Genomic DNA, 26,604 nt, shown 5'->3' on the forward strand with positions numbered 1-26,604 from the left:
CGGTACGCGAAACCCTCGCTTAGATTTCATGCCCATTACAACTGGTGACAGGTGAGGGGACGGAGTCGCTGTATGTCCGAAGTGACCGATGAGAAACGAGCCTTGATCACGCCGGTGCGCGTGGTCGTCGCCCTCTGCCTCTTCGCGCCCTTTGTGGCGATGCTCTGGGTCGGCTCCTACGCGAAGATCGAACCGAAGTTCATCGGCATTCCGTTCTTCTACTGGTACCAGATGCTCTGGGTGCTGATCTCCACCGCGCTCACCATGGTCGCCTACAAGCTGTGGCAGCGCGACCAGCGCGCCCACAAGGGGGGTGCGTCGAAGTGAAGGACGGCGTGAACGGCGTCGCGCTCGCCGTCTTCATCTTCTTCTTCCTGGCCGTCACGGTCATGGGCTTCCTGGCCGCGCGCTGGCGCCGGGCCGAGTCCGACAGCCTCGACGAATGGGGCCTCGGCGGCCGGTCGTTCGGCACCTGGGTCACGTGGTTCCTGCTCGGCGGCGACCTGTACACGGCGTACACCTTCGTGGCCGTGCCTGCGGCGATCTACACGGCGGGCGCGGCGGGCTTCTTCGCCGTGCCGTACACCATTCTCGTCTATCCGCTGATCTTCACCTTCCTGCCGCGGCTGTGGTCGGTGTCGCACAAGCACGGTTACGTCACCACCTCGGACTTCGTCCGCGGGCGGTGGGGCTCGAAGGGCCTGTCGCTGGCGGTCGCGGTCACCGGAATCCTCGCGACGATGCCGTACATCGCACTCCAGCTGGTCGGCATCCAGGCGGTGCTCGACGTGATGGGCGTCGGCGGCGGCGAGACCACGAACTGGTTCGTGAAGGACCTGCCGTTGCTGATCGCCTTCGGTGTGCTGGCGGCGTACACGTACTCCTCCGGTCTGCGGGCACCGGCGCTGATCGCGTTCGTCAAGGACACCCTGATCTACATCGTCATCGCGGTGGCGATCATCTACATCCCGATCAAGCTGGGCGGCTTCGACGACATCTTCACCAAGGCGGGGGATGCGTTCGCGCAGATCAACCCGGTGACCGAGAAGCCACGTGGCGCTCTGGCGCCGGGCGAGGCGGGCCAGTGGGGTTACGCAACGCTCGCGCTCGGGTCGGCGCTCGCGCTCTTCATGTATCCGCACTCGATCACGGCGACGCTCTCGTCGCGCAGCCGTGAGGTCATCCGGCGCAACACGACGATCCTGCCGCTGTACTCGCTGATGCTGGGGCTGCTGGCACTGCTCGGCTTCATGGCGATCGCGGCGGGTGTGAAGGTGCAGAACGGCCAGCTGGCGATCCCGCAGCTGTTCGAGAACATGTTCCCGGACTGGTTCGCGGGTGTCGCCTTCGCGGCAATCGGCATCGGCGCGCTGGTTCCGGCGGCGATCATGTCGATCGCGGCGGCGAATCTGTTCACGCGCAACATCTACAAGGACTTCATCAAGCCCGACGCCACGCCGGCGCAGGAGACCAAGGTCTCCAAGCTGGTGTCGCTCCTGGTGAAGGTGGGCGCGCTGGTCTTCGTCCTGACGATGGACAAGACCGTGGCGATCAACTTCCAGCTCCTGGGCGGGATCTGGATCCTGCAGACCTTCCCCTCCCTGGTGGGCGGCCTGTTCACCCGCTGGTTCCACCGCTGGGCGCTGCTGGCGGGCTGGGCGGTCGGCATGACCTACGGCACGGCGGCGGCGTACGGAGTCGCAAGCCCGACCCAGAAGCACTTCGGCGGATCCTCGGCGGAGATCCCGGGCATCGGGGAGATCGGCTACATCGGCCTCACCGCGTTCGTGCTGAACATGGCGGTGACGGTGGTCCTGACGTTCGTGCTGCGGGCGGCGAAGGCGCCGGAGGGTGTGGACGAGACGTCCCCGTCGGACTTCACGGCGGACGCGGGTGACCCGGGCGTCCAGGTGGAACTGCCGCCGGCCACGGCGGGCACGGCGGCGCACTGAGCCGTCACCAAGTCGGCCACCGGGCCGCCGCACCGGTCGAGGGCCGTCGCGCTTCCACGGGAAAGCGCGACGGCCCTCGCCGTACCTGCGAAAGAATGTGCGTATGAGACGTGGTTCGCGCTTGTCGCTGCTTCTGCTGCTGCCCCTCGCCCTGGCCGGCTGTGGTTCGGAGGTGGCGGGCGGCAGCGGCTCACGGGGCGGCGACGGTACGGGAAGCACCAGCGGCCCCGTGCCCGAGCACTCCGCGCTCGAGGCGCGCGCCCGCGCGCTGCAGACCCTGCCCGAGCATGTGTATGTGACCCGGTCCGACGGCTTCGAGCTGGCCCGGCAGTCCGTGGGTGTCATCGGCGGCGACGGCTTCTCGGCCACGTACGTCTCCAAGACCGGCGGCCGGATCACCCTCGCCGTCGACCGGGGCACGGTGGACGACGCGAACTGCGCCGCAATCCCCATGGGTTCGGCCACGGGCGCGGACGGCCCCTCCGGCGCAGCCTGCGCGAAGGACGGCAAGGGCTGGTACCGCACTTCGGACAGCGGCCATGAGTACGTCCGTACGGAGAACGGTCTGCGGATCCAGATCAGCGCCGGCCGCCGGGTGGGGCGCGACGTGCTGCGCAAGGCCGCCGAGGCGGCCCATCTCGCCGACGACCGTGAGCTGGACGAGGTCCTGCCCCAGGCCGAGGACATCGGCGGACAGACGCCCGTCGAACGCGGCGACCTGCCCCCGGCCGGCGACGGCGCCCCCAACAATGAGGTGGGCGTGAGCGGCTGATCCGGTCCACACTGCGCCCATGGACATCACCGTCAGGGCAGTGCGGCCGAAGGAGTACACCGAACTGGGCGAGATCACCGCCCAGGCCTATCTGGGCGACGGGCTGCTGGACTTCGGCGAGGACGACTCGTATCTGCAGGTGCTGCGGGATGTGGCGCGGCGGGCCGCCGAGGCCGAGGTGCTTGTCGCCGTCGACGGTCGCGGCCGCCTGCTCGGTGGCGTGACCTTTGTCTCGGGCGGCGGGGCGTGGGCCGATGTCGCCCAGGACGACGAGGCCGAGTTCCGGATGCTCGCCGTCGCCGAGCATGCCCGTGGACGGGGTGCCGGCGAGGCCCTTGTACGGGCGTGCGTCGAGCGCGCCCGCGGTGTCGAGGGGTGCAGGCGGCTCGTGTTGTCCACGCAGCGCAGCATGCTCGCGGCCCACCGGATCTACGAGCGGATGGGCTTCGTCCGAACACCCGAGCGGGACTGGGGGCCCATTGCCGGGATCACCCTACTGACGTACGCGTTGGAGCTGTAGCCGCCCCGACACAACATGTGGTGGGTGCGGCAACTCCCCGCCCCCACATGTATGCTCATGCTCGCTGTCGCCGCAGGGGAATCCGGTGCGAATCCGGAACTGTCCCGCAACGGTGTGCTGTGGTGTGCTTTGTCGCACCCCACCAGTCCGAAGACCTGCCGACGGTGCATCCGGCTCGACCGAACCGGGTGCCGAGACGTCCGGGCCTCGCGGTTGGGTCGGTGGACGCCGTGCGGTGTGCTGCCCGTTTCCGGGTACGTACGCCTCCGCGGCCCGCCCCCTCCCCCGTCGGCCCAGAGCCGAGCGAGGGAGAGCACCACGTGACCATCGCGCCAGCCGATCCGGCTTCAGGCATCGCAGAGCAGGCTGCCGAAGAGACCGACGGCCCCGGGACCGCGCTTCTGCGGACCCTGACCGATCTCACCGCGGATCTGCCGGACACCGACCCGGGACGCGTCGCCGCCGCCGCGCTGCGCGGCCGCAACGCCCGGTCGGACGCGGCCGAGTTGCGGAGCCTCGCCACCGACGCCGCCGCGGGGCTGATCTCCGAGGACCCGGCCTACTCCCGCCTCGCCGCCCGCCTGCTGACCCGTCACATCGCGGACGAGGCCGCCGGACAGGGCGCGGTCTGTTTCTCGGCATCCGTCGCGGTCGGCCACCGCGAGGGCCTGATCGCCGACCGCACCGCCGAGTTCGTGACGCTGCACGCCGCTCGTCTTGACGCGCTGATCGACCAGGACGCCGACGACCGCTTCGGCTACTTCGGACTGCGCACCCTCTACAGCCGCTATCTGCTCCGGCACCCGATCACCCGTCAGGTGATCGAGACCCCGCAGCACTTCATGCTGCGCGTCGCCGCCGGCCTCGCCGAGGACACCTCCACCCGCGCCCTGGACGAAGTCGCCGCGCTGTACCGGCTGATGAGCCGGCTCGACTACCTGCCCTCCTCCCCCACCCTCTTCAACTCCGGCACCCGTCACCCGCAGATGTCCTCCTGCTATCTGCTGGACTCGCCGCTGGACGAGCTCGACTCGATCTACAACCGCTACCACCAGGTCGCACGCCTGTCCAAGCACGCCGGTGGCATCGGCCTCTCGTACTCCCGTATCCGCGCCCGCGGTTCTCTGATCCGCGGCACCAACGGCCACTCCAACGGCATCGTGCCGTTCCTGAAGACGCTGGACGCCTCGGTCGCCGCCGTGAACCAGGGCGGCCGCCGCAAGGGCGCCGCCGCGATCTACCTGGAGACCTGGCACGCGGACATCGAGGAGTTCCTGGAGCTCCGCGACAACACCGGTGAGGACGCGCGGCGTACGCACAACCTCAACCTCGCGCACTGGATCCCCGACGAGTTCATGCGCCGCGTCGAGGCCGACGCCGACTGGTCGCTGTTCTCGCCCGCCGACGTGCCGGAGCTTGTCGACCTGTGGGGCGACGAGTTCGACGCCGCGTACCGCAAGGCGGAGGCCGACGGCCTGGCCCGCAAGGCCATCCCGGCGCGCGAGCTGTACGGCCGCATGATGCGCACCCTCGCCCAGACCGGCAACGGCTGGATGACCTTCAAGGACGCCTCCAACCGCACGGCCAACCAGACCGCCGAGCCCGGCCGGGTCGTCCACTCGTCGAACCTGTGCACCGAGATTCTTGAGGTCACCGACGACGGCGAGACGGCCGTCTGCAACCTCGGCTCGGTCAACCTGGGTTCGTTCGTCGCGGGCGACGGCATCGACTGGGAGCGCCTCGACGAGACGGTCCGTACCGCCGTGACCTTCCTCGACCGGGTCGTCGACATCAACTTCTACCCGACCGAGCAGGCCGGGCGCTCCAACGCCAGGTGGCGGCCGGTGGGCCTGGGCGCGATGGGCCTCCAGGACGTCTTCTTCAAGCTCCGCCTCCCCTTCGACTCACCCGAGGCGAAGGCGCTCTCCACGAAGATCGCCGAGCGGATCATGCTCGCGGCGTACGAGTCGTCCTGCGAGCTCGCCGAGCGCAACGGCCCGCTGCCCGCCTGGTCCGAGACCCGCGCGGCCCGCGGCGTACTCCACCCCGACCACTACGACGTCGAGCTCAACTGGCCGGAGCGCTGGGACGCCCTGCGCGCGCGGGTGGCGAAGAGCGGCATGCGCAACTCCCTCCTGCTCGCCATCGCACCGACTGCCACCATCGCCTCGATCGCGGGCGTGTACGAGTGCATCGAGCCGCAGGTCTCCAACCTCTTCAAGCGCGAGACGCTGAGCGGTGAGTTCCTCCAGGTCAACGCCTATCTGGTCGAGGAGCTGAAGAAGCTCGGCGTGTGGGACGCGCAGACCCGGGAGGCGCTGCGCGACTCCAGCGGCTCGGTGCAGGCCTTCAACTGGATCCCGGCCGACGTCCGCGCGCTGTACCGCACAGCGTGGGAGATCCCGCAGCGCGGCCTGATCGACATGGCCGCCGCCCGCACCCCCTTCCTGGACCAGTCGCAGTCGCTGAACCTGTTCCTGGAGACGCCGACCATCGGGAAGCTCAGCTCGATGTACGCGTACGCCTGGAAGCAGGGCCTGAAGACGACGTACTACCTGCGCTCCCGTCCCGCGACGCGGATCGCCCGCGCGGCTTCCGGCACCTCGGCGGCCGCCGCCCCCATCCCGGTGCAGGCCACCGACCCCGACGCGGTCGCCTGCTCCCTGGAAAACCCCGAGTCCTGCGAGGCCTGCCAGTAATGAGCTCGACCGAAAAGAACCTTCTGGACCCCGGCTTCGAGCTGACTCTCCGCCCGATGCGCTACCCGGACTTCTACGAGCGCTACCGCGACGCGATCAAGAACACCTGGACCGTGGAGGAGGTCGATCTCCACTCCGACGTGGCCGACCTCGCCAAGCTCACGCCCGGCGAGCAGCACATGATCGGCCGGCTGGTCGCGTTCTTCGCGACGGGCGACTCGATCGTCTCCAACAACCTGGTGCTCACCCTCTACAAGCACATCAACTCCCCGGAGGCGCGGCTCTACCTGAGCCGTCAGCTCTTCGAGGAGGCGGTGCACGTCCAGTTCTATCTGACGCTGCTCGACACCTATCTGCCGGACCCGGACGACCGCGCGGCCGCCTTCGACGCGGTCGAGGAGATCCCCTCCATCCGCGAGAAGGCCCAGTTCTGCTTCAAGTGGATGGACTCGGTCGAGAAGATCGACCGGCTGGAGTCGAAGGCCGACCGCCGTCGCTTCCTGCTGAACCTGATCTGCTTCGCGGCCTGCATCGAGGGGCTGTTCTTCTACGGCGCGTTCGCGTACGTCTACTGGTTCCGCTCCCGCGGTCTGCTGCACGGCCTGGCCACCGGCACCAACTGGGTGTTCCGCGACGAGACCATGCATATGAACTTCGCCTTCGAGGTCGTGGACACGGTCCGCAAGGAGGAGCCGGAGCTCTTCGACGACCAGCTCCAGCAGCAGGTCACCGACATGCTGAAGGAGGCTGTCGAGGCGGAGCTGCAGTTCGGCCGCGATCTGTGCGGCGAGGGTCTGCCGGGCATGAACACCGAGTCGATGCGCGAGTATCTGCAGTGCGTCGCCGACCAGCGGCTGACCCGTCTGGGCTTCGCCCCGGTGTACGGCTCGGAGAATCCGTTCTCCTTCATGGAGCTGCAGGGCGTCCAGGAGCTGACGAACTTCTTCGAGCGCCGTCCGTCCGCCTACCAGGTGGCGGTCGAGGGCTCGGTCGGCTTCGACGACGACTTCTAGACGCCCTGGCACTCTCCCGCCGGGGGGACGGGGGAGCGCCGGGAAGCGAATGGCCGGGCGGATGCGTACAGCTTCCGCCCGGCCGTTTCGTATGCCCACCGCGTCCGCGGACCGCTATGCGGCACGGCACGGCGCAGCCTCAGGGGACTCGACCTCACGGGTCTCGACCTGCCGGGTCTCGACCTGCCGAATCTCAGCCTCACGGGCCTCGGCCAGCAGGAGCTCCGCCTGACGCTGCTGGGCCCGGCGCTCGGCCTGTCGCGCCCTGGCCCGACGCAGGTCGGCCCGGCCCAGCTCGGCCTCGCGCAGCTGGCGGTCGATAGCGCGCTCTCTCAGGTGCCCCACCAGCGAGGGAAGCATGATCAGCCCCAGGAGAGCGATGACGAAGAGGTACTCCATGAATGTGTTCATGCGGTCCACTGTCGTCCTCGCGCGCCAAAGAAGTCAGTGGCAGGACTGTCATGAACCATCGAATTACTGCCACAATGGTTCCATGCTGAAAAACGTGGCCGCCGTCCTCCTCGACGGCGTGCATCCCTTCGAACTCGGCGTGATCAGTGAGGTCTTCGGTTACGACCGCAGCGACGACGGCCTGCCCGTCTACGACTTCGCGGCGGTATCCGCAGAGGGCCCCGTCCTGCCCACCCACGCCGGGTTCACCATCAGCACTCCGTACGGCCTCGAACGGCTCGAGGAAGCCGATCTCATCGCCGTCCCCGCCGCCGGCTCGAACCCGACCCGCGGCTATTCCGAAGAGCTGCTCGACGCGCTGCGCCGCGCGGTCGACCGCGGCGCCCGGGTGCTCAGCGTCTGCACCGGCGCCTTCGTCCTCGGCGCCGCCGGACTGCTCGACGGCCGCCGCTGCACCACCCACTGGCGGCATGCGCAGGCGCTGGCCGAGCGCTATCCGCGGGCGCTCGTCGACCCCGATGTGCTGTATGTCGACGAGGGCCCGGTGATCACCTCGGCAGGGACCGCCGCTGCGATCGACGCCAGCCTCCATGTCGTACGCCAGGAACACGGCCCCGAGGTCGCCAACCTCATCGCCCGCAGGATGGTCGTGCCGCCGCACCGCGACGGTGGCCAGGCGCAGTACATCCAGCGCCCGCTGCCGCGCACCCGCTGTGACACGGTCGGCGACGTCCTGTCCTGGTTGGAGAGGCATCTGGACCGCGAGGTGACCGTCGAGCAGCTCGCCGACCGGGCACATATGTCGCCGCGCACCTTCGCCCGCCGCTTCCAGCAGGAGACGGGCACCACTCCCTACCGCTGGCTGCTGCGCCAACGGGTGCTGCTGTCACAGGAGTTGCTGGAGTCGACGGACGAGACGGTGGACGCGATCGCCGGCCGCTCCGGATTCGGCAACGCGGCGGGGCTGCGCCACCACTTTCTCCGTACGCTCGGCACCACGCCGAACGCCTACCGCCGCACCTTCCGGGGCCCGGTGCCCGGCGTCGCGTAACCGCCTTCAGGGCGCGCCGGATCAGTCGTTCGGGACGGTCTCGTACCGCGGCGTGCCCTCGTCCATCTGCCGCAGCGCGTCCTTGCGGTCCCGCTTGGAGAGCCGGTCGATGTACAGGTAGCCGTACAGGTGGTCCGTCTCGTGCTGCAGGCAGCGGGCGAAGTACCCCGTGCCACGCACCTTGATCGGGTTGCCCTCGGCGTCCTGCCCGCGCACCACCGCATAGTCGGGGCGGGCCAGCGGGGCGTAGGCCGTCGGGACCGAGAGGCAGCCCTCATTGGACTCGTCGAGGACGCGGCGCTCGGCCGGCAGCTCCTCCAGCACCGGGTTGCAGACGACGCCGACGTGCCGTAGGCCCTCGTCGTCCATGCAGTCGTAGACGAAGACCTTCAGGTCCACGCCGATCTGGTTGGCCGCCAGGCCCACGCCCTCCGCCGTCCGCTGGCTGGCGAACATGTCGTCGACGAGAGCGGCGAGCTTGTCGTCGAACTCGGTGACGTCCTTGCACTCCTTGTGGAGCACCGGATTGCCGACGACCGTGATCGGGCGGGACGTGCCGCGCTCGCGGTACGCCAGCTCACGCTCCTCGCAGTCCTCTGTGTCCACGACGAAACCATCGTTGACCTGCTGGTCCGTCTCCTGCTGCGACGCCATGTCAGCCGTACGCCCTTCTCACTACCCGATGCATGCCCGGTGTCCGGTCACTCTGTGTCCGTACAGCCTACGGGCAGGGGTCAGCAGACTTCCTCGAGATCCCGCCACTCACGGGAGTCCGGGCTGTCGGCGACCCAGCCGTCGAGCAGCCCGCGCACCAGACCGGCGGGCGCCGCGAGGCCGCACTCGCGCTCCGGCGACCACAGGTCGCCCTCGGTGCGGTGGCCCAGCGGGCCCGGGTGGCCCGGCTCGCTGTGGTCGTGCGGGTCGAGGTGCTCGCCCTCGCCCTCGGCGCTCGGCATCCGGCTCTCGGAACAGGCCCGGCACAGCAGCCGCACCGACGACGACCAGTCCTCGGCGGCGAAACCGGCGTCCGACGCGAGCTGCTCAAGGGCGTCCCGGTCGGCCTCGGTCGCGGCCTCCAGCAGGACCACCCAGGTCGGTACGGGTGAGGGTGCCCAGAGCTCGATCTCGTCGAATACGGGGTACGAGGGGCCCGCGCTGGTGATGCGCTCGCCGTGCGGGACGCCGTCGTGCAGGACGACCTCGCCCCAGCGGCGTCCGGACGACGGCAGCGGGATGGAGAGCACCTCTATCCGGGCCGGGTCGAGCCTGCGGCCCCAGACCACCTCTGCCTCGCCCTCGGGCGACAGCCGGACGGCGGCGCTGCCGAGCTCCATGCCGACCGGCTCACCGTTGGCTCCCCCGCCGCCTCCGGCACGGGTGGGGCCCCCGGGGACCTTGAGTCCGTACGCCTGCCAGGCGCGGCGGGCCAGCGGCCAGTCCTGCAGGGCGGTGGCCGCGATGCCGACGTTCCACCAGTCGGGGGCACCGGTCTCCTTGTCGAGCAGCGCGACGGCCCGCAGGCCCGCGGCGCGCGCCTGCTCCCAGTCGTGCCGGAACTTGTGCAGCAGCGCCAGGTTGAACCAGGACTCGGAGAGCCAGGGCTCAAGGTCCGCCGCGCGCGTCAGCAACGCGCCCGCGTCCTCGTACCGGCCGTCGCCGATCAGCGTGAACGCGCGGTCGGTGGCCTGCCGCCACGAGGCGGAGGGCCGATGCCGTACCTTCCCGAAGATCCTCACGATTCCTGCCTGCCGGTTCGCTCGGGTCACTACCCCCGGACACGTCCTTGTGCCTTCATTCGCATCCAACCATGCCGAGTCGGAGGCTCGCTCATTACTGATGGGTTACCCCGGCGGGACCGGGGCCAGACCGCCTCGGGCCAGGACCCTGGCGAGCGATTCGACGACCTCTGACTGATAGTCGTGCCCGGTGCCGAGACGCAGCTGTTCGAGTGCGCCGAGCGCTCCGCCCGCCGTTCCTCCGCTTCCCCCGGTGAGATCGTCGTATGCGTTGACGGTGCGGACAATCCGGGCGGGCAGTGGCTGGTCGCGGTAGGGGTCGGCCTGCCGCTCGACGACGACGGCGACGGCTGCGGGGGCGCCGGTCTGCCGTACGACGGCGCCGCCCAGCAGGGCGATGCGCCGCTGCTCGGCGGCCGGGAGGAGCGCGGTGGCCCCTTCCGGGACCGGGTCCACGAGCGAGAGCTGGCCGATGTCGTGCATCAGCGCCGCGTACTCCAGCACGGCCAGATCGGGTCCGGAGAGCCCCAGCTCGCGGCCCACGGCGGTGGCGAGCGCGGCTACCCGGCGGGCGTGTCCCGGCTGGGTGTACCCGGCTATCTCGGTCGCTCGGGCGAGGGAGGCGATGGTCTGCCGGTAGGTGGTCCGCACGGCGGCGTACCGCCGGAAGGACAGCTGGGTGAGCAGCAGCGGTACACAGAACACGGGCAGCGCCCAGAGCCCGGCGACGGCGACGGAGAGGGCCATCACGGCACCGGTGGCACAGACGGCGGAGCCGATGCCGAGCAGCGCGCGGAGCTCGTCGCGCAGGAGGGGTCCGTACGGATAGCGAGTGCGGGCGCCCAGCATCGCGGCGGCGAGGACGGCGTCGCAGAGGGCGGTCAGGACGAGCAGCAGAAGCAGGAAGAGCGCGTAGTACGCGCCGTGCCCGATCCAGTGCTCCAGCTTGCCGGAGTTGTACAGCGGCTGGAAACAGGCGGCGGCGAACCCGACGGTCAGCACCCGCCGCGCCACATGATCGAGCGCGGGCCCGCTCCCGCGCGCCACATGTGGCACGGCCCCGACGAGCACGCCCGCGACGACGACGGCGACGACCTGCAGGACCCCGTGCGTTGTCGGCCGCCCCGCGCACTCCCCGAGCAAGGCATAGGCCAGTGCGCCCGCGGCCCCGAGCGGCGCGGGTTCCCGCTCCCCGGGCTGCGACCCCCAACGAGCGAGCTCCCCGACGGCGATGAAGGCACCGAAGGCAAGGGCGTTCCCGGGCTGCTCAACCCCATGCCACAGGGTCCACGCAAGCCCGGCACCGGCAACCAGGGCGACGGCGCCGTAGACGCCACGAATGCCGCCATTGCCTCCGGCCATTACACGCCACCGACTGCGGGCCGGGGCCCGATACGGCACAGAGCGACGGGGCCGCGCTCGGGCGAGGGCCCAGGGGGCCCGCTCAAGGGGTGCGAAGCCGCTGCACCGGCCGCAGGCCGGGTGCCCGGGGCCTTGCCCCGCGTGCGCAAACGGCCCACCGGGCCGAAGAAACCCGGTCCCACCCACACGCGGCGCGAAGCCGCCGCACCGGCCGCAGGCCGGAGAACCACGCGGCGCGAAGCTGCCGCGCCCGTCGCAGGCCGGGAGCCTGGGGGTCTGCCCCTGGTTTCGGGATGGGGGTACTCCCCCTGGCTGCGCCGGGGGCGCCCCCACCCAGGCGAAACTCTGCGGGAGGGCGGGGTGGGGGAAAACCCGCCCTCGCCCCGTATGCCCGCGCTCACAGCGGCCGACCCCCCACCCGCGCCGGCACGCCCCCCACCCACCGCTCCCGTTCGTCCGACGTCACCGCCGTCTCCCACCCGTGCCGCTCCAGCGCCCGCACCAGCGCCCGCACCATCCGCGGGTCGAACTGCGTCCCCGCACACCGCTTCAGCTCCTCCAGCGCCGCCACCACCGGCCGCGCCCGGCGGTACGACCGCGTCGACGTCATCGCGTCGAACGCGTCCGCCACCGCCACCACCCGCGCGAACTCCGGGATCTGGCGCCCCACGAGCCCGTACGGATACCCGCTCCCGTCCATCCGCTCGTGGTGGTGCAGGATCGCCGCCCGCGCCTCCCCCAGGAACCCGATGCCCCGCACCATCTCGTGCCCGTACTCCGGATGCAGCTCGATCACCCGCCGCTCCTGCGGCGTCAGCGGCCCGTCCTTGCGCAGCACCCGCGTCGGCACCCCGAGCTTCCCCACGTCGTGCAGGATCCCGGCGAACCGGAGGAGTTCCAGCCGCCCCTCGTCCATGCTCAGCTCACGCGCGATGAGCACGGACGCCCGCCCCACCCGCTCACTGTGCCCGCGCGTGTACTCGTCCTTGATGTCGACCGCCTGGACCAGCGCACGGATCGTCGCCTGATGGGCCGCCCGCTCCCGGTGGTACTGCGTGAAGATCCAGCAGGAGATGTACATCGGCAACAGGACGAAGAGCGCGGACAGCGGCCCGTACGGACTGCGCCACAGCACGGCCATCATCAGTCCGGCGAGCCCGTGCACACAGTGCGGCGCCGGGGAGCGCAGCAGCAGCCCGCGCCAGGCGGCCCGTAAAGGCACCCGTTCCGCGGCGGCGAGTATGCCGCCGTCGAGGGCGGTCAGCACCAGGCAGAAGGCGAGCGCCCCGGCCACGGCGGGCAGCAGTGCGTACGGAAAGTCCGGCGCGCGCAGGGTCCGTGCGCCGCCGAGGAGTGCGTACGCCTGCGCCGCGCCCCAGGTCGCCAGCGCAAGCTGCGCGGCGCGCCAGATCCGCCGCACGCCGACTGGGCACTGGTCGACCCGCCCCAGCAGCGCGCCGGGCACAGCGACGAACACGGCCACGGCGGGCGGCAGCAAGAACGCCGCGGCGAGCAGCACGGGGAAGAAGGAACCGGCGCCCACCGGCACGGAGTTCCCTACATAGCGGCAGCGGGCGGGGATCTCGCACACGGCGTAGAGCCCGGCGAGCAGCAGCACGGCGCGCCAGTGGCCCCCCTGCCTCAGGGCGGGCAGCGCACATGCCGCAGCGCAGAGCACCGCGCACAGTATGTACACGCGTGCCGCCGCCGGAATGGCCCTCACTGGCCCGCCCTCCCCGCCTGTCCTGAAATAGAGCGTCAGGCTAGCGAGTTGGGTGAATCATGGCGGCAGGATGACGCCTATTCGCACCTACGGGTGACACACGAACAGGGTGTGCCGTGACAACCACGACACACCCCGTACGTCTGTGCGAGAGCGACTAATCCTTGACGACGTCCTGCTCGGGCACCGCCTGGCCGGAACGGATCAGATCAATGCGCCCCAGGACCTTGGCCCGCAAGTCGCTGGGCACGTCGTCGTGTCCGCAGCACCGCTTGACCAGTTTCTTCACGGCCTGCTCGAGCCCGTACTTCTCCAGGCAGGGGGAGCACTCCTCGAAGTGCACCTCGAACTTGGTGCAGTCGCTGTCGGGCATCTCGCGGTCGAGGAACTCATAGAGATGGTCCAGGACCTCTGAGCAGTCCGTCTCGTGCGGCTCTCCGCAGCTCATGAGCCCGAGCCTTTCGCGTCGTTCGACTCCCCCGCTCCGGCCGGGACGAGCCCGCGCTCACGGGCGTAGTCCTCGAGCATGCCACGCAGTTGACGGCGGCCCCGGTGCAGGCGGGACATCACCGTCCCGATCGGTGTTCCCATGATGTCCGCGATCTCCTTGTACGCAAAGCCCTCTACGTCGGCGAGATAGACCGCGATGCGGAACTCTTCGGGGATGGCCTGCAGTGCTGCCTTGACGTCCGAATCGGGCAGGTGGTCGAGGGCCTGCGACTCGGCGGAGCGCAGCCCGGTCGACATGTGCGACTCGGCGCGCGCGAGCTGCCAGTCCTCGATCTCCTCGGCAGCGCTGCGCTGGGGCTCGCGCTGCTTCTTGCGGTACGAGTTGATAAAGGTGTTCGTGAGGATCCGGTACAGCCACGCCTTGAGGTTCGTGCCCTCGCGGAACTGGTGGAAGGATCCGTACGCCTTGGCATACGTCTCCTGCACAAGATCCTCGGCGTCGGCGGGGTTGCGCGTCATACGGAGCGCAGCCGAGTACATCTGGTCGAGGAAGCCGAGAGCGTCCCGCTCGAAACGGGCATTGCGCTCGGCAGTCGTCTCCTCGGACTGCCCCGCCTGGCCGTCGTCGGTCCCTGCGTCGGTCCCAGTGACCGGACCCACCTCCTCCAACGATGTGGCGAACCCGAATGCGGACCCGCTCGAATCGGAGGATAGACGACGATCCGCTCCGCCCGCCGCCCGGACAGGGGCGGTCTTGGCCGCGGAAAGCACCGTCCACTCCAGGTCAGCGGCGTGCGCGCGGCTCGGGCAGATGGTCGAACCCATGCGACGAACTCCCTACTCGATGCTCTGTTGACTTCCCGTCCCGACATCCCCCACAACAGTGCGCGCCCGCGCCTCATTCCCGTAGGTCTCGCGCCCAGGTCCGCACGGCGTCCGTGATCACTCGGAGGGTCTCCTCCGGCGTGATCCCCGCGCGCTTGGGCACCGCGAAGCCGTGATCTCCGTAGGGGACTTCCACGAGTTCGTACTCCCCCTCCGGGAACTCCTCGGGCTTCCCGAAGGGGTCGTTGCCGCCCTGGACGACGAGGGTGGGCACGCCCGCGGCGAGGAGTTCGTCCGCGCGGGACTTCTCCGGCCTGCCGGGCGGATGCAGCGGGAAACTCAGCGCGAGCACGCCGGCGGCACCGAGTTCCGTCGCCGTCCGGCAGGCGACCCTGGCCCCGGCACTGCGCCCGCCGGCGACGACGGGCAGCCCCGGCTTCTCCAGTACGGGCCAGACCCCGCGCCAGCCGACATCCAGGGTCTTCGGCGCGGGGGCGACCTTCTTGCCGGCGACCCGCCACGGCTGCTCGACGAGGGCGACGGTGAACCCGTCCGCGGGCAGCGCGTCGGCGATCGCCCGCAGGTCCCGGGCCTCGATCCCGCCTCCGGCCCCATGGCTGACGGCGAGGACGAGCCGGGCGCGCTTGGCCCGCACCCAGGTGACGCGGGCGTCACCGGCGTCCGTCTCCACGATCTCTGCGTGCTGTGCGTGCTGTGCGTGCTGTGCGTGCTGCGGCTTCTCAACGGGGCTCACGCCTTCATCCTGCCGCGCCGGTGCGGTGCGCGCCGCGTGGCAAGGCCGGTCAGAACAGCGTGCTCTCCTCCGGCGCCGCGAGCTCCTCCAGCAACTCGGGCCCGTTGTTGCGCACATTGCTCACCGCCGTCGTCACCGCATACGCCCTCATCAGCCCTTCCGGCGGCGGCTCCAGCAGCGTCCGCAGCTCCTCCAGGTCCGTCCGCGACGGGTCCAGCCACGCGTCCCACCGGTCCGGCGTCAGCATCAGCGGCATCCGCGGGTGGATGTCCGACAGGGACCGCGGCCCCTCGGCCGGCGCCACCCCCAGCGGTCCCTTCTCCGCCTCCGTCGTGATCACCGAACAGGTCACCCACCACGCCTGCGGATGGTCGTCCGGCAGCGTCCGGTCCCGCCAGAACTCGTACAGTCCCGCCATCGCGAACACCGACCCGTCCGCCGGCGTCACGAAGTACGGCTGCTTCCGCGGCCGCTTCTTCTTCCCTTCGACCTCCAGCTCCCGCTCGCCGGACCCGGTCACCCACTCGTAATAGCCGTCCGCCGGCAGAATGCAGCGCCGAGAGACGAAGGGCCTGCGGAAGGACGGCTTCTCGTGCACCGTCTCGGCCCGCGCGTTGATCATGCGGGCCCCGCCCTCCGGCGACTTCGCCCACGAGGGCACGAGCCCCCACTTCAGCGCCCGCAGCTGGCGAACCGGACGTTGATCGTCAGCGTCTTTCAGTGGGCGCTCGAGAATCGCGTAGACCTCCTTGGTGGGGGCCACGTTCCAGTCGGGCGCCAGCGTCTCCTCCGGCTCCCACTTCTCGACCTCGAAGACTCCCGCGAGATCCTCGGGCCTACGACTCGCTGCATACCGTCCGCACATGAGTGCCACACTGCCACTTCCGCCCGACGCCTGAGGAGCCGCCCGAGAAATGGTCAGCACCGACCCCGCAACCACCCTCAGCAGCGCCTCCATCGGCGACCTCTGGGACCGTGTCTTCGGCACCCAGCCCGCCCCCGAGAAGTGGCTCGTCATCGCCACCGGCCTGCTCGCCCTCGCCGCCGTGGCGCCCCACCCGATATGGCGGATCTCACGCAACGCCGTCACGATCGCCCACGAAGGCGGCCACGGCCTCGTCGCCCTGCTCACCGGCCGCCGGCTCGACGGCATACGGCTGCACTCGGACACGAGTGGCCTGACCGTCAGCGCGGGCAAGCCCACCGGCCTCGGCATGATCCTGACCGCCGCGGCCGGGTACACCGCGCCCCCGCTGCTCGGACTCGGCGGTGCGTACCTGCTCGCCGCGCACCACATCACGCTGCTCCTCTGGCTGGCGACCGCCCTGCTCATCGCGATGCTGGTGATGATCCGCAATGCGTACGGCGCACTCACGGTGATCGTCACCGGTGCCGCATTCCTCCTCGTCTCCTGGCTGACAGAACCCGCCGTGCAGGCCGTCTTCGCCTACGCCGCCGTCTGGTTCCTGCTGCTCGGCGGTGTACGGCCGGCCTTCGAGCTCCAGTCCAAGCGCCGTCACGGCGGGGCCCCCGACTCGGATGCCGACCAGCTCTCCCGGCTGACCCATGTGCCGCCCGCGATGTGGCTCTTTCTCTTTCACGCCGTGTCGGTCTGCTCGCTGATCGGCGGCGGCCGCTGGCTGCTCGGCCTCTGACTCGCCGCCGTTCGGCCCCCAATTCGGCCCCAGCTCGGCCGGAAAACGCCCACGATGCTCCGCCGAAGCTCACTACCACCCCATGGTTACGCCCCGATTTCGACGTATTTGATCAAGATCGGGCTCTCCACCGAGCCACTAAAGTGATGGCCATGACCGAAAGCTCCGTGCACCCCGCCCTCTGGCCCGCCCCCTACGCGACCGGGGCCGTCGAAGCGACAGTCACCGTGCCCGGATCCAAATCGGTCACCAACCGTGCACTGGTACTGGCCTCCCTCGCCGCCGAGCCCGGCTGGCTGCGCCGCCCGCTGCGCTCCCGGGACAGCCTCCTGATGGCGGAGGCCCTGCGCGCGCTCGGCGTCGGCATCGAGGAGACGGTGTCGTCCAGCTCCACCGTCGCGGGAAGCCACGACGGCGAGGGCGAGGCCTGGCGCGTCATCCCCGCCGGCCTGCACGGACCCGCCACGGTGGACGTCGGCAACGCCGGCACGGTGATGCGCTTCATGCCTCCCGTCGCCGCGCTCGCGGACGGCGCCATCCGCTTCGACGGCGACCCCCGCTCGTACGAACGCCCGCTGAACGGCGTGATCGACGCTCTGCGTGTCCTCGGCGCCCGCATCGACGACGACGGACGTGGCGCACTCCCGATGACCGTGTTCGGCGGTGGCGCACTCGACGGCGGAGCGGTCGAGATCGACGCCTCCTCGTCGTCCCAGTTCGTCTCCGCCCTGCTGCTGTCCGCGCCCCGGTTCAACCAGGGCGTGGAGGTACGGCACATCGGCGGCAAGCTCCCCTCCATGCCGCACATCCGGATGACCGTCGACATGCTGCGCGCCGTCGGCGCCCAGGTCGACGAGCCCGAGACCGGCGGCGAGCCCAATGTCTGGCGGGTCTCCCCGTCCGCGCTGCTCGGCCGCGATCTGACCGTCGAGCCGGACCTCTCCAACGCCCAGCCGTTCCTCGCCGCTGCCCTGATCACCGGCGGCCGGGTCACCATCCCCGACTGGCCCGAGCGCACCACCCAGCCCGGTGACGCGCTGCGCGAGATCTTCACCGAGATGGGCGGTTCCTGCGAGCTGACCGATGCCGGACTGACTTTCACCGGAACGGGTCGTATCCACGGCATCGACGTCGACCTCGGCGAGGTCGGCGAGCTGACCCCCGGCATCGCGGCGGTCGCGGCGCTGGCCGACTCCCCCTCCACGCTGCGCGGCGTCGCCCATCTGCGCCTGCATGAGACGGACCGCCTCGCGGCCCTGACCAAGGAGATCAACGAGCTCGGCGGCGATGTCACCGAGACCGACGACGGCCTGCACATCCGGCCGCGCCCGCTGCACGGCGGCATCTTCCATACGTATGACGACCACCGCATGGCCACCGCAGGCTCGGTCATCGGCCTCGCCGTCGAGGGCGTACGGATCGAGAACGTGGCGACGACCGCCAAGACCCTGCCCGACTTCCCGCAGATGTGGGCCGGAATGCTCGGGGCCTGACGAGATGCGCCGCTACGGCAAGAACCCCGACGAGGACGACATCCGCGTCCGCCCCAACCGCAAGGGCAACCGCCCCCGGACCAATATCCGCCCCAAGCACGAGGACGCGGTCGAGGGCATGGTCCTGACAGTCGACCGCGGCCGGCTCACCTGTCTTGTCGACGATCGCGTCGTGATGGCGATGAAGGCCCGCGAGCTGGGCCGCAAGGCCGCGGTGGTCGGCGACCGGGTCGGGATCGTCGGCGATCTCTCCGGGGAGAAGGACACCCTCGCCCGCATCGTGCGCATCGAGGAGCGGAAATCCGTCCTGCGGCGGACTGCCGACGACGACGATCCGTTCGAGCGCGTGGTCGTCGCCAACGCCGACCAGTTGGCGATCGTGACGGCGCTCGCCGACCCCGAACCCCGCCCGCGCCTGATCGACCGTTGCATCGTCGCGGCGTACGACGGCGGACTCACGCCACTTCTCGTGCTGACCAAGTCGGATCTGGCCTCACCGGACAAGCTCCTTGAGATGTACGGCGCGCTCGGCGTTCCCCATGTGGTCACCACCCGCGACGAGTTCGTGGACGGCGTTGCGGCCGAGCGCGTGCATGAGCACCTCAAGGGCCATACCACCGCGTTCGTCGGCCACTCCGGCGTCGGCAAGACGACCCTGGTCAACGCTCTCGTACCGAAGGAGCGCCGACGGAGCACCGGCCTTGTCAACGCGGTCACGGGCCGCGGCCGGCACACCACCACATCCGCGCTGGCGCTGCCGCTCAACGACGCCGAGGGCGGCTGGGTGATCGACACCCCGGGCGTGCGTTCCTTCGGTCTGCACCATGTCGATCCGTCCCGGGTGATCCTCGCCTTCCCCGATCTCGTGCCGGGTACGGAGGGCTGTCCGCGGGCGTGCAGTCACGACGAGCCGGACTGCGCCCTGGACGAGTGGGTGGCCAAGGGGCATGCGGATCCGGCGCGGCTGTATTCGCTGCGGCGGCTGCTGGCCACGCGGGAGCGACGCGAGGGCGACTGACTCGCGCACGTTTGCGGTCACCCCTTGTTGGTAAGTGCATAATCGCACCAAGTCCGACGAAGCAGTCACCGACTGATGCGGGAGGCACAGACCATGGCGTGGCTGCTGGTGGTGGTCGCCGGATTGCTTGAGACGGGGTTCGCCGTCTGCCTCAAGCTCTCGCACGGTTTCACCAGACTCTGGCCGACGATCGCGTTCGCCGCTTTCGCCCTCGGCAGCTTCGGACTGCTGACGCTCTCTCTGAAGAAGCTCGACGTCGGTCCCGCGTATGCGGTGTGGACCGGCATCGGCGCGGCGGGCACCGCGATCTACGGAATGGTCTTCCTCGACGACTTGGTCTCCACCCTCAAGATTGTCTCGATCGCGCTGGTGATCATGGGCGTCATCGGTCTGCAGCTGTCGGGCTCATCGCACTGACGGCTCCGGTGACGGCCGTACGCACCAGCTCCCCGACCCCCTCGCCGACGGGCGCGATCACATACGAGAGCGCGAGCCGCACGACCAGCTCGCAGCGGTGCGCCAGCTCGGCCGATGCCTCCTTCGTACGACGGCTGTCCGGGCGCCCGTGCTCCAGCGCGGCCACCGCCCGGTCCCGTACGGCCGCTACCAGCTCGCCCGGTGACGGCAGCCCCGCGTCCGCGCGGCGCTGGGCGGGCACTTGGGAGAGCACGGCGCTGCGCCGGGCGGGCCGCGGCGCGGGCAGATGTTCGCTCCAGCAGCCGGTGAGCAGGGCCCGCAGCAGTGGCTTCGCCCGCGCCTCGCCCACGGTCCATTCGGCGACCGAGACCAGGCGGTCCGCGGCTCTCGCCCGCTCGGCCAGCAGCCGCTCGACGCCATGGAGGTAGTTGTCGGCCTCGCGCCGCACCAAGGCGCGGGCGAGGCCGTCCTTGCTGCCGAACTCGTTGTAGAGGGTCTGCCGCGAGACCCCGGCCGCGGACGCGACATCGACCATCCGCACCCCGGACCAGGGCAGTGCGGCGAGCGCCGTGAGAGCGGCGTTCAGCAAGGACTCTCGCGCTGTAGGCATCGTCGCCTCCCAGGCCGTGCGGCTCTCAGGCCGTGCGCCCACCGGGCCGTGCGGCTCTGCGCTCAGAGTTGACGGGCCGCCATCCACTGTCAATAGCCGCGGCGGACAGGGGCACAGGACGGCCTTACTCAGCCCCGATAGAGTGATGACCATGCCCGACTACCACGACGATCTGCGACTTGCGCACGTGCTCGCGGACGCCGCCGACGCCGCCACGATGCACCGGTTCAAGGCGCTGGACCTCAAGGTCGAGACCAAGCCTGACATGACGCCGGTGAGCGAGGCCGACAAGGCGGCGGAAGAGCTGATCCGCGGACAGCTCCAGCGGGCGCGCCCGCGCGACGCGATCCTCGGCGAGGAGTACGGCATCGAGGGCACGGGTCCGCGCCGCTGGGTGATCGACCCGATCGACGGCACCAAGAACTATGTGCGCGGGGTACCGGTCTGGGCGACGCTGATCTCGCTGATGGTGCAGGGCGAGGGCGGCTACCAGTCCGTCGTGGGCGTGGTGTCGGCCCCGGCGCTGGGCCGCCGCTGGTGGGCGGCGCAGGGCGGCGGCGCGTACACCGGGCGCAGCCTCAGCTCGGCCACCCGGCTGCGGGTCTCCGAGGTCTCCCGGGTCCAGGACGCCTCCTTCGCGTACTCCTCGCTGAGCGGCTGGGAGGAGCAGGGACGGCTCGACGGGTTCCTGGATCTGACCCGGGCCTGCTGGCGCACTCGCGGCTATGGCGACTTCTGGCCGTACATGATGGTCGCCGAGGGCTCGGTGGACATCTGTGCCGAGCCGGAGCTCTCGCTGTGGGACATGGCGGCGACCGCAATCGTCGTACAGGAGGCGGGCGGATCCTTCACCGGCCTGGACGGACGGCCGGGTCCGCACAGCGGAAACGCGGCCGCGTCGAACGGGCTGCTCCACGACGAGCTGCTGGGCTATCTCAACCAGCGCTACTGACGGGGCGCCGGTCAACAACTGACGGGCACATACACCCATTTACCCGGCGCACAAACGACCGTGTGCGCCCTCTTGCTGCCGCCCCGCAGGGCTGCGACTCTGAGAGTCTCCCCACTTGTGAATTTGTGAATCGGTTCCCGAACAACCGATCCGCCAAGGAGGTGGCTCCATCCATGCTCGTCCGTGACGCCATGAGCACGGTGGTCCTCACCATCGGACCCGCACACACACTCCGCCAGGCCGCCCGCCTGATGGCCGCGCGCCGTGTCGGCGCGGCCGTCGTCCTCGACACCGACGCCGGCGGGCTCGGCATTCTGACCGAGCGCGACATCCTGAATTCGGTGGGTACGGGGCAGGACCCCGATCTGGAGACCGCCGGCACCCACACCACCACCGACGTCGTCTTCGCCGCGCCTTCATGGACCCTGGAGGAGGCCGCGGAGGCCATGACGCACGGCGGCTTCCGGCATCTGATCGTGCTCGACGGCGACGGGCCCGTGGGCATCGTCTCCGTACGCGACATCATCCGCTGCTGGGCCCCCGCGAGGCGGCACCCGGCGACGCTCGCCGGCTAGCCCGCACACGAACCGGCCGGCTCGCACACGAACCGGTTGGCACGCACAGGAAGCGGTTGGCGCGCAGGGACCGGTTTGACGCGCGTACGAAAGGGCCGGACCCCTCTGGACAGGGGTCCGGCCCTCCGTACTACGGCAGGCGTCCGTCAGCCACGCAGGGCCTGGACCGCGGCCTCCAGCCGCTTACCGAAGTCTCCGTCGGCCTGACGGAAGTTGTTGACCGCGCGCTCGGCGATGTCGTCACGCGACACCTTGGAGATGAAGCCGGCGAGGTTCTCGATGAGCCGGCCCTTCTCGTCCTCGGACATCAGCCGGTAGAGGTTGCCCGCCTGCACGAAGTCGTTGTCATCGGCGTGCGAGGGGGCCTCGTGGTTGCCGGTCGCGCCGGAGACGGCGGTCGACACCCACAGCGGCCTGTCCGTCTGGAACGGGCCGCCGAAGCTGTTCGGCTCGTAGTTCTTGGTGCCCTTGTGGCGGCCGTCGTACAGAAAGCCGTCACGGCTGTTCGTACGCGCCTCGGTGGCGTGCGGGCGGTTCACCGGCAGATGGTCGGCATTGATGCCGACGCGGTAGCGGTGGGCGTCGCCGTACGCGAAGAGACGGCCCTGGAGCATCTTGTCCGGGGACGGACCGATGCCCGGCACGAAGTGCGCGGGGCTGAAGATCGACTGCTCGACCTCGGCGAAGATGTTCTCCGGGTTGCGGTTGAGCTCCAGCTTGCCGATCTCGATCGGCGGGTAGTCCTCGTGCGGCCAGACCTTGGTCAGGTCGAACGGGTTGAAGCGGTAGGTCGCCGCCTCGGCCGCCGGCATGATCTGCACCTGCACGGTCCAGGACGGGAAGTCGCCGCGCTCGATGGACTCACGCAGGTCACGCTGGTGGGAGTCCGGATCCACACCGGAGAGGCGGTTGGCCTCGTCCGTGGTGAGGTTCTTGATGCCCTGGTCGGTCTTGAAGTGGTACTTGACCCAGAAGACCTCGCCGGCCTCGTTGTTCCACTGGTACGTGTGCGAGCCGTAGCCGTTCATGTGACGCAGCGTGGCCGGGATGCCGCGGTCACCGAAGAGCCAGGTCACCTGGTGGGTGCTCTCCGGGCTCAGCCCCCAGAAGTCCCATACGTTGTCAGCCTCCTGGCTGCCCGTGTAGGGGTCGCGCTTCTGGGTGTGGATGAAGTCGGGGAACTTGATGGCGTCCTTGATGAAGAACACCGGGGTGTTGTTGCCGACGAGGTCGTAGTTGCCCTCTTCGGTGTAGAACTTCAGCGCGAAGCCGCGGGGGTCACGGACGGCGTCGGCGGAGCCGAGGTTGCCCGCCACGGTGGAGAAGCGGAGGAACGTCTCCGTCTGCTTGCCCACCTCGGAGAGGAACTTCGCGCGGGTCCACTGGGACACGTCGCGGGTCAGCGTGAAGGTGCCGTAGGCACCGGCGCCGCGCGCGTGCACGATGCGCTCCGGGATGCGCTCACGGTTGAAGTGCGCGAGCTTCTCGAGCAGCAGCTGGTCCTGGACGAGAACCGGCCCGCCGACGCCCGCGGTCTCGCTGTTCTGGTTGTCGGCGACCGGAGCCCCGGCCTCCGTGGTGAGCGGTCCCTGCGTCACGTGCGCCTCCTGCGTCATTCCAGCAACGTCCTGTCCCTTGGCGTTTTACTGGTCCCGATCCTACAATGGACATTGTCTAAGTCAAGTGAGCATCCAAAGTCACACCCGTTCGGGACCTGGGTCCTATCACTGTTAGGCTTGTCTTCATGAGTGACCTGTTGGAACGACTTCGCGGACGCGGCTGGCGTATGACCGCACAGCGGCGTGTCGTGGCCGAGGTCCTCGACGGTGAACACGTCCACCTGACGGCCGACGAGGTACATGCACGAGCGGTGACGAGGCTGCCGGAGATCTCCCGGGCGACGGTCTACAACACGCTCGGCGAGCTCGTCTCCCTCGGCGAAGTCCTGGAAGTCTCGACGGACCGCCGCGCCAAGCGGTACGACCCGAACGCGCACCAGCCGCACCAGCACCTGGTCTGCGCCCGGTGCGGCGCGATCCGCGATGTGCATCCGGCGGGCAACCCGCTGGCGGACCTTCCGGACTCGGAACGCTACGGCTTCACGATCTCGGACGTCGAGGTGACGTACCGGGGCACCTGCCCGAACTGCGCGTCGGCGTGACGCACCAAGTCTCGGACGCACCAAGCACGCACTGAGCACGCATTGAGCCTCGAAGGGCCCGGCATCTTCTGGATGCCGGGCCCTTCGCGTTACCACCACCGCGCCCTCAGCGCATACGACGCAGGCCCGGATCCTGATGGATCCGGGCCTGCGTCTCTGAGTAGCGGGGACAGGATTTGAACCTGCGACCTCTGGGTTATGAGCCCAGCGAGCTACCGAGCTGCTCCACCCCGCGTCGGTGAACACAACATTACGTCACCCCGCCGACCAGCGCAAATCAATATCCGCTACGCCCTGACCAGGCCCTGAGCCGGGCCTGGACCGACCCGGAGCTACGCGGTGAGCTCCTGGTGCAGCGCTTCCCGCAGCCGTGCCGCGCGCTCCGCCACCTCCGCAGGACCCAGCTCAACGGCACGCGCGCACCACCGCTGCCCCTCGGTCAGCTCCCCCCTGCGCGCCGCGAGCAGCGCAAGGCGCAGTGCGGCCCGGCCGTGCCCCGCGCGGGCGGCACGGGCCCACCACAGGGCGGCCTCGCGCTCGTTTCCCTCGCGGGCCAGGAGCAGCCCGAGGTTGAACGCGCCGTTGCGGCTGCCCGCCTCGGCGGCCTCCCGGTACCAGCGGGCGGCGTCGGTCATGTCGCCGCGGGCGGCGGCAAGCATCCCGACCCGTACCTGCGCACGGCGGTGCCCCTGCTCGGCCGCGCGCTCGTACCACTCCTCGCACTCGCTCTTCTCCGCCATCGGCTCGCCGAGCGCGGGCGGCCCCGGTGGCGGCTGACGGGAGTCCAGCACGGTGGCGAGCCGGAAGGCGGCCTCCGCGCTGCCGCCGCCCGCCGCACAGCGCAGATGGCGCTCCGCGGCCTGCTCGTCGCCGTCCCGGAGCAGCGCGATGCCGACCTGGAGCGCAGCCTCGGTGTGACCGGCGGCCGCTGCCCGCTCGTACCAGCTCAGAGCCGTACGGTCGTCGTCGCGGCCGACGTAGAGGATGCCCAGGTTGAAGGCGGCGTCGACGCTTCCGGCCTCGGCGGCCTTGGAGAACCAGGGCTCTGCGCCGGTCGCGTCGCCGGCCTGCAAAAGCAGCACGGCGAGCGCGTTGGCGGCCTCGCGGTGCCCGGCGTACGCGGCACGTCGGTACCACTGCTCGGCCTGCGGCGTACGGTCCTGCGCGGCGCAGAGCAGCCCCAGGTTGTACGCGCCGTTCACATCGCCCGCGTCCATCGCGGCCCGGTACCAGCGCTCGGCCGTCTGCTGCTGGCCGCGGGCGGCGTGCAGCGCGCCGAGGGCGTTGGCGGCGTTGCCGTCGCCGTCCTGGGCAGCACGCAGCCACCAGACCGCGGCGCTCTCCTCGTCCCCCGCGTCCCGCAGCAGGAACCCGAGCGCGCACGCGGCCCGGGCCTCGCCGTCCTTCGCGGACATGAGGTACCAGCGACCGGCCTCCTTCAGCTCGCCACGCTTCTCGAGGATCGCGCCGAGGTGCAGCGCGGCCCGCCGATGCCCACGGGCGGCGGCCTGCCGGTACCACTGCGCCGCCTCGTCGAGTACGGACAGCTCATCGCCCTCGGCGTCGGCGGCCGCGCCCGCGGCGGCGCCCCGGGCAGGGGCACCGGCAGCGCGAGCGACGCCGTCCTGAGCAGCGCAGACACCACGGCCGGGACCGTCGGCCGAAGCGGCGCCGCCCGGGGCGACTCCGCCCGCACCGGTACCCGAAGCGGTGGCCGCAGCCACCGCACCGTCCCGTGCCGCAGGCTCCGCGTGGCCCATCACCAGGCCCACGCCGCCGCCCGTGCGGGCCTCCTCCGCCGCCCGGCGCTCCAGCGCGCGGGCGAGCCGGTAAGCCCCCTCGCGGTGACCCTGTTCCGCAGCCGCGCGCAGCCAGCGCTCGGCGCCGACATCGCTGCGGTGCTCGAGCAGATCGGCGAGGGCGTACGCACCCAGCGCATGCCCCTGCTCGGCGGACTGGCGCAGCCAGTACTCCGCAGCGGGCTCGTCGCCGCGCTCACGGAAGTGCCGCCCCAGCGCATGCGCCGCGGCCGCGGAACCGGCGACGGCGGCGATGCGCCACCATCCGGCGGCCTCGTCGGCATACCCCCGCTGGTGGAGCAGGACACCCAGATTGTTGGCGGCGGCGCGGTCGCCGTCGGCCGTCGCGGCACGCAGATAGGGCTCGGCGCCGTCGAGGTCGCCGCGGCGCAGCAGCAGCGCGCCGAGCACGCTCATCGACGCGGTGTCGCCGCCGTCGGCCGCGCGCCGGTGGCGCGCCTCGGCCCCGGCGGTCTCCACCGAGGTCTCCGCCTGGTCGGCGCCGGCCCCGCGGCCGGCGCCGTCAACGTTGTCAACGACGTCGTCAGCAGCGGCACTGGCCGCGTCAATCACGCTTCCGGCATGCCGCTGCACAAACCGCCCTGTCTCCAACAGAGTTGCCCTGTCCCCCATAAATTCCATCGTCGCACCACCTG

Annotated in this window: 26 protein-coding genes, 1 tRNA gene and 1 riboswitch; of the genes, 14 read left to right on the plus strand and 13 right to left on the minus strand. The window is 70.4% G+C overall.

Annotated features, from left to right (window positions below; genetic code table 11):
* Positions 1-72: 72 nt before the first annotated feature.
* From ACI2LP_RS10860 to ACI2LP_RS10885, 6 genes are all read left to right on the plus strand, one after another.
* Positions 73-327 carry a DUF3311 domain-containing protein gene (locus ACI2LP_RS10860; protein ID WP_360873407.1) on the plus strand — a complete coding sequence of 85 codons (255 nt, stop codon included), beginning with the start codon at positions 73-75 and terminating at the stop codon, positions 325-327.
* Positions 324-1,952 carry a monocarboxylate uptake permease MctP gene (gene mctP, locus ACI2LP_RS10865; protein ID WP_404724177.1) on the plus strand — a complete coding sequence of 543 codons (1,629 nt, stop codon included), beginning with the start codon at positions 324-326 and terminating at the stop codon, positions 1,950-1,952. The genes ACI2LP_RS10860 and mctP overlap by 4 nt, the downstream gene beginning before the upstream one ends.
* A gap of 103 nt (positions 1,953-2,055) precedes the next feature.
* Positions 2,056-2,724, plus strand: a complete 669-nt coding sequence (locus ACI2LP_RS10870) for a hypothetical protein (protein ID WP_404724178.1) — start codon at positions 2,056-2,058, stop codon at positions 2,722-2,724.
* Between the two features lie 19 nt (positions 2,725-2,743).
* Positions 2,744-3,244 carry a GNAT family N-acetyltransferase gene (locus tag ACI2LP_RS10875; protein WP_404724179.1) on the plus strand — a complete coding sequence of 167 codons (501 nt, stop codon included), beginning with the start codon at positions 2,744-2,746 and terminating at the stop codon, positions 3,242-3,244.
* Positions 3,245-3,254: 10 nt separating this feature from the next.
* Positions 3,255-3,422, plus strand: a riboswitch (cobalamin riboswitch).
* A 142-nt stretch (positions 3,423-3,564) separates the two neighbouring features.
* On the plus strand, positions 3,565-5,943 hold the full coding sequence (locus tag ACI2LP_RS10880; RefSeq protein WP_404724180.1) for a ribonucleoside-diphosphate reductase subunit alpha: 2,379 nt from the start codon (positions 3,565-3,567) through the stop codon (positions 5,941-5,943).
* Complete coding sequence (locus tag ACI2LP_RS10885) at positions 5,943-6,956, plus strand: ribonucleotide-diphosphate reductase subunit beta (protein WP_404724181.1); 1,014 nt, start codon at positions 5,943-5,945, stop codon at positions 6,954-6,956. Before ACI2LP_RS10880 ends, ACI2LP_RS10885 begins: the two co-directional genes overlap by 1 nt.
* A gap of 114 nt (positions 6,957-7,070) precedes the next feature.
* On the opposite strand, the gene ACI2LP_RS10890 is transcribed toward ACI2LP_RS10885, so the two are convergent.
* Positions 7,071-7,367, minus strand: coding sequence for a hypothetical protein (locus ACI2LP_RS10890; RefSeq protein WP_404724182.1), 297 nt, complete (start codon positions 7,365-7,367; stop codon positions 7,071-7,073).
* A gap of 82 nt (positions 7,368-7,449) precedes the next feature.
* Between ACI2LP_RS10890 and ACI2LP_RS10895 the strand changes: the two genes are divergently transcribed.
* Positions 7,450-8,418: a GlxA family transcriptional regulator gene (locus ACI2LP_RS10895; RefSeq protein ID WP_404724183.1), complete on the plus strand. Its 969-nt coding sequence runs from the start codon at positions 7,450-7,452 to the stop codon at positions 8,416-8,418.
* Between the two features lie 21 nt (positions 8,419-8,439).
* Here the strand turns inward: ACI2LP_RS10895 and def are convergent, their stop codons facing one another.
* The 8 genes from def to ACI2LP_RS10935 form a co-directional block, all read right to left on the minus strand.
* Positions 8,440-9,072, minus strand: a complete 633-nt coding sequence (def, locus tag ACI2LP_RS10900; RefSeq protein ID WP_404724184.1) for a peptide deformylase — start codon at positions 9,070-9,072, stop codon at positions 8,440-8,442.
* Positions 9,073-9,152: 80 nt separating this feature from the next.
* Positions 9,153-10,154 (minus strand): tetratricopeptide repeat protein, encoded by a 1,002-nt coding sequence (locus ACI2LP_RS10905; RefSeq protein ID WP_404724185.1) that lies wholly within the window; start codon positions 10,152-10,154, stop codon positions 9,153-9,155.
* Positions 10,155-10,259: 105 nt separating this feature from the next.
* The gene (locus ACI2LP_RS10910) at positions 10,260-11,516 is read right to left on the minus strand and encodes an HD domain-containing protein (protein WP_404724186.1); all 1,257 of its coding nucleotides are present in this window, start codon (positions 11,514-11,516) and stop codon (positions 10,260-10,262) included.
* A 397-nt stretch (positions 11,517-11,913) separates the two neighbouring features.
* On the minus strand, positions 11,914-13,239 hold the full coding sequence (locus ACI2LP_RS10915; RefSeq protein WP_404724187.1) for an HD-GYP domain-containing protein: 1,326 nt from the start codon (positions 13,237-13,239) through the stop codon (positions 11,914-11,916).
* A 157-nt stretch (positions 13,240-13,396) separates the two neighbouring features.
* Positions 13,397-13,687: a mycothiol system anti-sigma-R factor gene (rsrA, locus tag ACI2LP_RS10920; RefSeq protein WP_404724188.1), complete on the minus strand. Its 291-nt coding sequence runs from the start codon at positions 13,685-13,687 to the stop codon at positions 13,397-13,399.
* A complete protein-coding gene (locus ACI2LP_RS10925; protein WP_360873443.1) occupies positions 13,684-14,349 on the minus strand; it encodes a sigma-70 family RNA polymerase sigma factor in 666 nt (221 codons plus the stop codon). Before ACI2LP_RS10925 ends, rsrA begins: the two co-directional genes overlap by 4 nt.
* 238 nt (positions 14,350-14,587) lie before the next feature.
* Positions 14,588-15,208 carry an alpha/beta family hydrolase gene (locus tag ACI2LP_RS10930; protein WP_404724445.1) on the minus strand — a complete coding sequence of 207 codons (621 nt, stop codon included), beginning with the start codon at positions 15,206-15,208 and terminating at the stop codon, positions 14,588-14,590.
* Positions 15,209-15,317: 109 nt separating this feature from the next.
* Positions 15,318-16,133, minus strand: a complete 816-nt coding sequence (locus ACI2LP_RS10935) for an SOS response-associated peptidase (protein ID WP_404724189.1) — start codon at positions 16,131-16,133, stop codon at positions 15,318-15,320.
* Between the two features lie 49 nt (positions 16,134-16,182).
* On the opposite strand from ACI2LP_RS10935, the gene ACI2LP_RS10940 reads away from it, so the two are divergent.
* From ACI2LP_RS10940 to ACI2LP_RS10955, 4 genes are all read left to right on the plus strand, one after another.
* Positions 16,183-16,923, plus strand: a complete 741-nt coding sequence (locus ACI2LP_RS10940) for a M50 family metallopeptidase (RefSeq protein ID WP_404724190.1) — start codon at positions 16,183-16,185, stop codon at positions 16,921-16,923.
* 152 nt (positions 16,924-17,075) lie between these two features.
* Positions 17,076-18,416 (plus strand): 3-phosphoshikimate 1-carboxyvinyltransferase, encoded by a 1,341-nt coding sequence (aroA, locus tag ACI2LP_RS10945; RefSeq protein WP_404724191.1) that lies wholly within the window; start codon positions 17,076-17,078, stop codon positions 18,414-18,416.
* 4 nt (positions 18,417-18,420) lie between these two features.
* Positions 18,421-19,434 carry a ribosome small subunit-dependent GTPase A gene (rsgA, locus tag ACI2LP_RS10950; RefSeq protein WP_404724192.1) on the plus strand — a complete coding sequence of 338 codons (1,014 nt, stop codon included), beginning with the start codon at positions 18,421-18,423 and terminating at the stop codon, positions 19,432-19,434.
* Positions 19,435-19,527: 93 nt separating this feature from the next.
* A complete protein-coding gene (locus ACI2LP_RS10955) occupies positions 19,528-19,851 on the plus strand; it encodes a multidrug efflux SMR transporter (RefSeq protein WP_360873691.1) in 324 nt (107 codons plus the stop codon).
* Here the strand turns inward: ACI2LP_RS10955 and ACI2LP_RS10960 are convergent.
* Positions 19,817-20,461 carry a TetR/AcrR family transcriptional regulator gene (locus ACI2LP_RS10960; RefSeq protein ID WP_404724193.1) on the minus strand — a complete coding sequence of 215 codons (645 nt, stop codon included), beginning with the start codon at positions 20,459-20,461 and terminating at the stop codon, positions 19,817-19,819. The genes ACI2LP_RS10955 and ACI2LP_RS10960 overlap by 35 nt on opposite strands.
* A gap of 151 nt (positions 20,462-20,612) precedes the next feature.
* Here ACI2LP_RS10960 and hisN point away from each other — a divergent pair, with 151 nt between their 5' ends.
* On the plus strand, positions 20,613-21,413 hold the full coding sequence (gene hisN, locus ACI2LP_RS10965; RefSeq protein WP_404724194.1) for a histidinol-phosphatase: 801 nt from the start codon (positions 20,613-20,615) through the stop codon (positions 21,411-21,413).
* 173 nt (positions 21,414-21,586) lie between these two features.
* Positions 21,587-21,988, plus strand: coding sequence for a cyclic nucleotide-binding/CBS domain-containing protein (locus tag ACI2LP_RS10970; protein ID WP_404724195.1), 402 nt, complete (start codon positions 21,587-21,589; stop codon positions 21,986-21,988).
* A 146-nt stretch (positions 21,989-22,134) separates the two neighbouring features.
* On the opposite strand, the gene ACI2LP_RS10975 is transcribed toward ACI2LP_RS10970, so the two are convergent.
* Positions 22,135-23,604 carry a catalase gene (locus ACI2LP_RS10975; RefSeq protein WP_404724196.1) on the minus strand — a complete coding sequence of 490 codons (1,470 nt, stop codon included), beginning with the start codon at positions 23,602-23,604 and terminating at the stop codon, positions 22,135-22,137.
* 128 nt (positions 23,605-23,732) lie between these two features.
* On the opposite strand from ACI2LP_RS10975, the gene ACI2LP_RS10980 reads away from it, so the two are divergent.
* Positions 23,733-24,149 (plus strand): Fur family transcriptional regulator, encoded by a 417-nt coding sequence (locus tag ACI2LP_RS10980; protein WP_404724197.1) that lies wholly within the window; start codon positions 23,733-23,735, stop codon positions 24,147-24,149.
* 161 nt (positions 24,150-24,310) lie between these two features.
* Here the strand turns inward: ACI2LP_RS10980 and ACI2LP_RS10985 are convergent.
* Both ACI2LP_RS10985 and ACI2LP_RS10990 read right to left on the minus strand, forming a co-directional pair.
* Positions 24,311-24,384: transfer RNA gene (locus tag ACI2LP_RS10985), tRNA-Met, on the minus strand.
* 97 nt (positions 24,385-24,481) lie between these two features.
* Complete coding sequence (locus tag ACI2LP_RS10990) at positions 24,482-26,590, minus strand: sel1 repeat family protein (protein ID WP_404724198.1); 2,109 nt, start codon at positions 26,588-26,590, stop codon at positions 24,482-24,484.
* Between the last annotated feature and the right edge of the window lie 14 nt (positions 26,591-26,604).

Origin of the sequence: Streptomyces sp. NPDC019890 (assembly GCF_044903445.1) — a bacterium.
Classification (GTDB): Bacteria; Actinomycetota; Actinomycetes; order Streptomycetales; family Streptomycetaceae; genus Streptomyces.